6 protein-coding genes and 1 tRNA gene are annotated in these 5998 nt (G+C 72.2%); 3 read left to right on the top strand and 4 right to left on the bottom strand.

Going from position 1 to position 5998, the window contains the following annotated elements:
* Positions 1-1501, top strand: a 1501-nt coding sequence (locus tag AB8Z36_RS28010) for an AAA family ATPase (protein ID WP_369216167.1), incomplete at its 5' end; no start/stop codon positions are given.
* A 171-nt stretch (positions 1502-1672) separates the two neighbouring features.
* Here the strand turns inward: AB8Z36_RS28010 and AB8Z36_RS28005 are convergent.
* Positions 1673-2425, bottom strand: coding sequence for a hypothetical protein (locus tag AB8Z36_RS28005; protein ID WP_369216166.1), 753 nt, complete (start codon positions 2423-2425; stop codon positions 1673-1675).
* Between the two features lie 47 nt (positions 2426-2472).
* On the opposite strand from AB8Z36_RS28005, the gene AB8Z36_RS28000 reads away from it, so the two are divergent.
* Positions 2473-2661, top strand: a complete 189-nt coding sequence (locus tag AB8Z36_RS28000; RefSeq protein ID WP_062772273.1) for a DUF5703 family protein — start codon at positions 2473-2475, stop codon at positions 2659-2661.
* 112 nt (positions 2662-2773) lie between these two features.
* On the opposite strand, the gene AB8Z36_RS27995 is transcribed toward AB8Z36_RS28000, so the two are convergent.
* The 3 genes from AB8Z36_RS27995 to AB8Z36_RS27985 all read right to left on the bottom strand — a co-directional run bounded on the left by AB8Z36_RS27995 (position 2774) and on the right by AB8Z36_RS27985 (position 5621).
* Entirely contained in the window at positions 2774-3697 is a 924-nt protein-coding gene (locus AB8Z36_RS27995; RefSeq protein WP_369216165.1) for a chaplin, read from the bottom strand.
* A 140-nt stretch (positions 3698-3837) separates the two neighbouring features.
* Entirely contained in the window at positions 3838-4071 is a 234-nt protein-coding gene (gene chpH / locus AB8Z36_RS27990) for a chaplin ChpH (RefSeq protein ID WP_369216164.1), read from the bottom strand.
* A 224-nt stretch (positions 4072-4295) separates the two neighbouring features.
* Positions 4296-5621, bottom strand: coding sequence for a M20/M25/M40 family metallo-hydrolase (locus tag AB8Z36_RS27985; RefSeq protein WP_369216163.1), 1326 nt, complete (start codon positions 5619-5621; stop codon positions 4296-4298).
* A gap of 187 nt (positions 5622-5808) precedes the next feature.
* Here AB8Z36_RS27985 and AB8Z36_RS27980 point away from each other — a divergent pair.
* A tRNA-Leu gene (locus tag AB8Z36_RS27980) sits at positions 5809-5896 on the top strand.
* Positions 5897-5998: the final 102 nt, after the last annotated feature.

Below are 5998 nucleotides of genomic sequence, written 5' to 3'. Positions count from 1 at the left end.
GTCCGGATCGGGCACCGCCCTGGATGTGGCGGCGCTGACCGCCGCGCTCGGGCAGCGKGCGGTGCCCGATCCGGACGCCGCGGTGCAGAGCGCCCTGGCGGAGGGCGACGCCCTGGCCTTCCAGGACGCCATCGACACGGCCGAGGTGCCGGTCCAGCGCTCCGAGGCAGCGGCGGACGGCGAGGCTGACGCGGAGCAGGAGCGGCCGGTGCGCGTCCTGATCGGCCTTGAGCGGTGCGCCCTCGCGGAGGAGAGCCTCGCCGACGGGCTCGCCCGAGTGATCAATTCCCTGCCGAAGGAGGACGGCGCGGGCCCGGACCCGGCCGCCTGGGAGAGGGCCGCCGCGGAGGCGCCGGGCTCCGCGGCCGAGCTGATCAGGGCCGTCGCGGGGCACGGCCTGGTGCTGCACTCCGGTGGCGAGGCCGCACGCGCCGAGCCGGCCGCCCTGGTGAGGGCCGCCGCGGCGCTCGGACTCCGGGTGTTCGCAGCGGCGCACAGCGCCGACGGGCGGCGCCGCCTGGCGCGGGCGACGGGTCTTGCGGACGCCGCCGTGACGGTGGCGGGTCTGCTCTCCGGTGAGCAGGGGCCCGGCCGGGACGCGGACGGCGCGCTCGACCTGGATCTGCTCGTGGTCCTCGACGCCCCGCAGCTCGACGTGGAGAGCGCGGCGATGCTCGTGGAGTCGCTGCCGGACGGCGCCCGCCTGGTGCTCGGCGGCGACCCCGGGGTGCTGTGGTCGGCGGGCCCCGGCCGGGTCTTCGCGGACCTGCTCTCGGCGCGCTGCTGCCCGCAGATCGTCTCGCGTACGCCCGACCCCGGCCCGATCGGTGAGCTGACCTCGGGCATCGGCATCGGCGAGCTGCATCAGGTCGATGCTCCCGGCAAGGAGGTCGTGCTCGTCCCGGTGCGTGACGCCGCCGAGGCGATCCACCGCACCGTGCAGTTGGTCGCGGACTCGGTGCCCCGGGCGATCGGGGTGCCCGCCGAGCAGACGCAGGTCATCACGCCGGGGCACGGCGGCGCCGCGGGCACCCGCGCGCTCAACGCCGCGCTGAAGGAGCGGCTGAACCCCGGCCCGGGCCGGTTCGGCGGCTTCGACCCCGGGGACCGGGTCGCCCACGTCCCGTCGGCCGGGCGTACGACGCTGGGCCGCGTGGTGCGGGCCGACGCGGAGGGGCTGCACCTGGAGTGTGACGGCGCCCCCGTCGTCGTGGCCAAGGAGCGGGTGGACCGGGAGGTGCGGCACGCCTGGGCCCTCACGGCACACCAGGCGACGGGCCTGCGCTGGCCCGCCGCGGTCGTGGTGCTGCCCGGCGACGCGGCGCAGTCCCTGACGCGGCCGTGGGTGTACACGGCGTTCAGCCGGGCGGAGCGCCACCTGTCGGTCGTCCAGGGCGTCGAACAGGCACTGCCTCGTGCGGTGGCGGAGCGCCCCTGGAAAGACCGTACGACCCGCCTCCAGACCCTGCTGCGCCCCCAGCTCCCGTCGACGACGACCTGACGCACGAGCGCCGCGCCCTGCTCGCCGAAGCGCGCCGCCCCGTGCAAGGAGCGGCGCGCTCGCCCGCTCGACGGCGGGCGGGTGGTCAGGGCGGTCAGGGCGGTCAGGGCGGTCAGGGCGGTCAGGGCGGTCAGGGCGGTCAGGGGAGGGAACGCCCCGCGACGGGAGAGGTCAGAGTTCTGCTCTGCGGGGGCTCGGGGATCGCTCCGGTCCCCCGGTGGGCTCCGTGGCGTCCGTCTCCTCGATGTCGTCGAGGGGCACCACGACATCCGGGTCGATGTCGACGTCCACGTCGGTGCCGTCGAGGGCGTCGTCGTCCAGTTCGTCGTCGAAGACCGCGCTGACGTCGAAGCGGCAGAGCACCCGGTGCGGGTCGGCCTGGTCGAAGGGGGCGCTGAGCCACTCCCCCGGCTCGGCGGCGCTGTCCGCCGCGGTCACCCAGAGCGTGGAGTCGCCCTCCTCAAGGCCGAACTCCTTGTGCCGCGAGGCGATCTCGTCCGGTTCGAACTCCCCGAAGAGCACGCCGAGCGCCCCGTGCACGGTGTCGGCGGGACCGCCGCCGGGACGGCCCGCGTCCAGGTCGGCGACCCGCTGGGCCTGGGCGAGCAGCCGCTGGGGTTCCGCCACGGCGTAGTCACGGCGGATCAGCACGCTGAGCGCGTTCGCCTCCTCCGGCCCCCGGTAGGGCGGCAGCGCGTCCTCGGCGGCGGGGATCTCGAAGGGGGTGACCTCGTCGTAGCGGTCGTAGAGGAGTTCGTCGTACTCCTCGGCCGCCGCGGCGAGCTCGTTGAACGCTTCGTAGACGGCCGGATCGTCCTCGCCCGACCTGCGTTCGACCGCGGCCAGGTGGCGGTCGAGCGCGGTCTTGACCGCCTCGGCGGCGGCACGTACCTCGGCAGCGGTGGGCTGCGCAGCATCAGACATAGTGCAGACGCTATCCGTACCGGGCCCGTGCCCGCACAATAGATGCGATGCCGGAATACGAATTTGTCGACGTGTACGTGCCGCGCGGGGTGACCCGCAAGGAAGCCACGCGCCTGCTGACGGACCACGCGGAGTACGGGCTGTGGGAGTTGGACCGCCTGAGCCTGCACCGTGACGGGAGCCGCAGGGTGCGGCTGAAGCGACGGATCATCCGCCAGCTCCGGGCGACGTGGTGACCAGTTAACCGCTGGAGAACGGCGGAAACGGAGCGGATCCGCACCTGCGGGACCCGCTCCGTTCCGGTGTGCTCGGCCGCGGTGCGGCCCAGGCGGTCGCGCGCCCTGCGGCTCAGGCGGTCGCGCGCGCCCTGCGGTACAGGACGGCGCCCGCGAGCACCGCGCCCGCGCCCACCGGCAGCGTGATGCCGAGCGGCAGGGAGCTGCCCGTCTCCGCGAGCTGCGCGGGGCGCCCGGCATCCGTCACCCGTGCGTCCGTGCCGGACTCCGTGAGCTGTGAGCCCCCCTTGGGCGGAGTCACGACCTGCGTGCCCGGGTCGTTCGGACGGCCGGGATCGCCGGGGCTGCCGGGCTCACCCGGGTTGCCGGGGTTGCCAGGGTTGCCGGGTTCGCCAGGATTCCCCGGCTCACCGGGCTCACCGGGCTCACCGGGCTCACCGGGCTCACCGGGCTCGCCCGGGTTACCCGGCTCGCCCGGGTCTCCGGGCTCACCCGGGTCGCCAGGATCGCCGGGCTCACCCGGGTCGCCGGGGTCACCAGGCTCACCCGGGTGCTCAGGATCCGTGGGCGGATGCTCGTGGCCCGGCGGTGTCGTGGAGCCGTCGGACTCGTTGGCGCAGTCGTTGGCGGTGACGGGGTTGGCGAGCCCGCCGATGGTGACGCTGTTGCCGCAGACGTTCACCGGCGCGTTCACCGGGAGCTGGACCTGGTTGCCCGAGCCCACGCCGGGTGAGTCGCTGGTGTGTCCCTGCGCCCTGGAGTCACCGCCGGAGGGCCGGTGCGAATGTCCGCCCCCGCGGTTGACGCAGGCGTTGCCCGCGGCGGGGTTGAGCACCCCGACCACGTTCACCGTGTTGCCGCAGACGTTGACCGGTGCGTCGACCGGGACCTGGACGGAATTGCCCGACAGTACGCCGGGTGAGTTCGAGCTTCTTCCTTCGGCACCCGCGTCCGCGTGTGCGTAGCCCCCGGTCACGGCGAGTACGCCGGTCGCCGCGGCCACAATGGTCAGGCCCTTGCGCGTGACCTGTCGCATAGCTGTTCCCTGCCCTTTTACTTTCCGGAGAACGTACGGACGTGTTCGTCCGGACGCGGAATGCCCGTCGGCCCCGGAGCGCATGGCACGCACTCCGGGGCCGACGGACTCAGACCCTCAAGGGGTGAGGCGCAACAACGTCACTTGTTGATGCAGGTGTTGCCGAAGGCGGGGTTCAGCAGCCCGATCACGGAGACCGTGTTGCCGCACGCGTTCACCGGCACGTGCACGGGCACCTGGACGACATTGCCCGAGAGCACGCCCGGGGACTGCACGGCGGCACCCTGGGCACCGGCGTCGGCGGTGGCGATGCCCGCACCCGCGAGCACGAGACCACCAGTGGCAGCCACAGCGGCGACGATCTTCTTGATCATTGTTCCTCCTTGTAGGCACATGCAGTCCAAGCCTCGGACTGCACCTGCTGTAACGAGGAGGGGGATGCGGAGCTACGAGCAGATGACCGCTTTCACTCTTTTCAGTCAAGTACGCACGGGCACGCGATTATTGGAGTGTCGTTTCAGCACCTAATCAGGCCGCCGGTTGGGCCGTTCGGGCTGCATTCCGTCCGGTGTTGCCCCGGGACATCCCGGATGACGTCTCAGGAGGCGTCGATGAATCGGTCGAGCACCCGGACGCCGAACTTGAGACCGTCCACCGGCACCCGCTCGTCGACACCGTGGAACATGCCCGCGAAGTCCAGCTCCGGCGGCAGCTTCAGCGGCGCGAAGCCGAAGCCGCGGATGCCGAGGTCGTCGAAGGACTTGGCGTCCGTACCGGCGGAGAGCATGTACGGCACGGCGCGCGCGATCGGGTCCTCCGCCCGCAGGGCGGTCTGCATGGCGTCGACGAGCGCGCCGTCGAACGTCGTCTCCAGGGCCTTGTCGGCGTGCACGTCCTCGCGGCGCACGTGCGGGCCGAGGAGCCGGTCCAGGTCGGCGAGGAACTCCTCCTCGTACCCCGGCAGGTAGCGGCCGTCGACGTGCGCGGTGGCCTGGCCGGGGATGACGTTGACCTTGTACCCGGCGCCGAGCTGGGTGGGGTTGGCGGTGTTCTGGAGGGAGGCGCCGATGAGCTTGGCGATGCCGCCGAGCTTGGCGAGCGTCTCGTCCATGTTCTCCGGGTCGAGCTCGGTGCCGAGGGCGTCACCGAGTTCGTCGAGGAAGTGCCGCAGCGTCTTGGTGACCCGCACCGGGAACTTGTGCCGTCCGAGGCGTCCGACGGCCTCGGAGAGCTCGGTGATCGCGTTGTCCTTGTGGATCATCGACCCGTGTCCGGCGGTGCCGTCCACGGTCAGCTTCATCCAGTGCATGCCCTTCTGGGCCGTCTCGACGAGATAGAGCCGCAGGTTCTCGTTGACGGTGAAGGAGAAGCCGCCGACCTCGCTGATCGCCTCCGTGCACCCCTCGAAGAGACCGGGGTGGTTGTCGACCAGGTGCCGCGCGCCGTACGTGCCGCCCGCCTCCTCGTCCGCGAGGAAGGCGAGGACGATGTCGCGCGGGGGCTTGCGGCCGGTGCGCATCCGCTCGCGGACGACCGCGAGGGTCATCGCGTCCATGTCCTTCATGTCGACGGCGCCCCGGCCCCAGACGCACCCGTCCGCGATCTCGCCGGAGAAGGGGTGGTGCGTCCAGTCCGCGGCGTTGGCCGGCACGACGTCGGTGTGGCCGTGGATGAGCAGCGCGGGCCGCGACGGGTCCTCGCCCTCGATCCGCGCCACCGTGGAGGCCCTGCCGGGGTGGGACTCGAAGATCTTCGGTTCGAGACCGACCTCGGCGAGCTTCTCCGCGACGTACTCCGCCGCCTTGCGCTCACCCGGGCCCGAGTGGTCGCCGTAGTTGCTCGTATCGATCTGGATCAGTTCGCGACAGAGGTCGACGACCTCGTCCTCACCGGTGACGGCCTTGTCCGTGCTGGACCCGCTCACGCTGGCTCCTCCCGCATTCGATCCTGGTGGTCCCCCTCATCCTCTCTCTCCGGGGCTCCGCGCCCAAGGCCGGGCGGCGGTCGTCATCAGCAGTTCACAGCGGTGGCGGGGGTGATCGGGGACCCCTGGAAGCCTGGTAATGTTCTCTGTGTCGCCGCGGGAAACGCCCCGCGAAGACAGACACCTTGTCCGGGTGGCGGAATGGCAGACGCGCTAGCTTGAGGTGCTAGTGCCCTTTATCGGGCGTGGGGGTTCAAGTCCCCCCTCGGACACCAGCGAAGGCCCCAGTTCTCCGAACTGGGGCCTTCGACGTGCTGGAATCCGGCCCGTGACGTGCTCAGCCCCGGGCCTGCGACCTTCCCGGAAGGGCCGTGGCG

It is taken from the genome of Streptomyces flavofungini (assembly GCF_041028215.1).
GTDB classification, from domain to species: Bacteria; Actinomycetota; Actinomycetes; order Streptomycetales; family Streptomycetaceae; genus Streptomyces; species Streptomyces flavofungini_B.
The sequence above is the reverse complement of the archived record's forward strand: the minus strand, read 5'-3'. Positions and strand labels throughout refer to the sequence as shown.

Coding starts and splice junctions, on each gene's coding strand:
- AB8Z36_RS28005 (WP_369216166.1), bottom strand. CDS start 2,425: ATGTCTGATGCTGCGCAGCCCACCGCTGCCGAGGTACGTGCCGCCGCC.
- AB8Z36_RS28000 (WP_062772273.1), top strand. CDS start 2,473: ATGCCGGAATACGAATTTGTCGACGTGTACGTGCCGCGCGGGGTGACC.
- AB8Z36_RS27995 (WP_369216165.1), bottom strand. CDS start 3,697: ATGCGACAGGTCACGCGCAAGGGCCTGACCATTGTGGCCGCGGCGACC.
- chpH (WP_369216164.1), bottom strand. CDS start 4,071: ATGATCAAGAAGATCGTCGCCGCTGTGGCTGCCACTGGTGGTCTCGTG.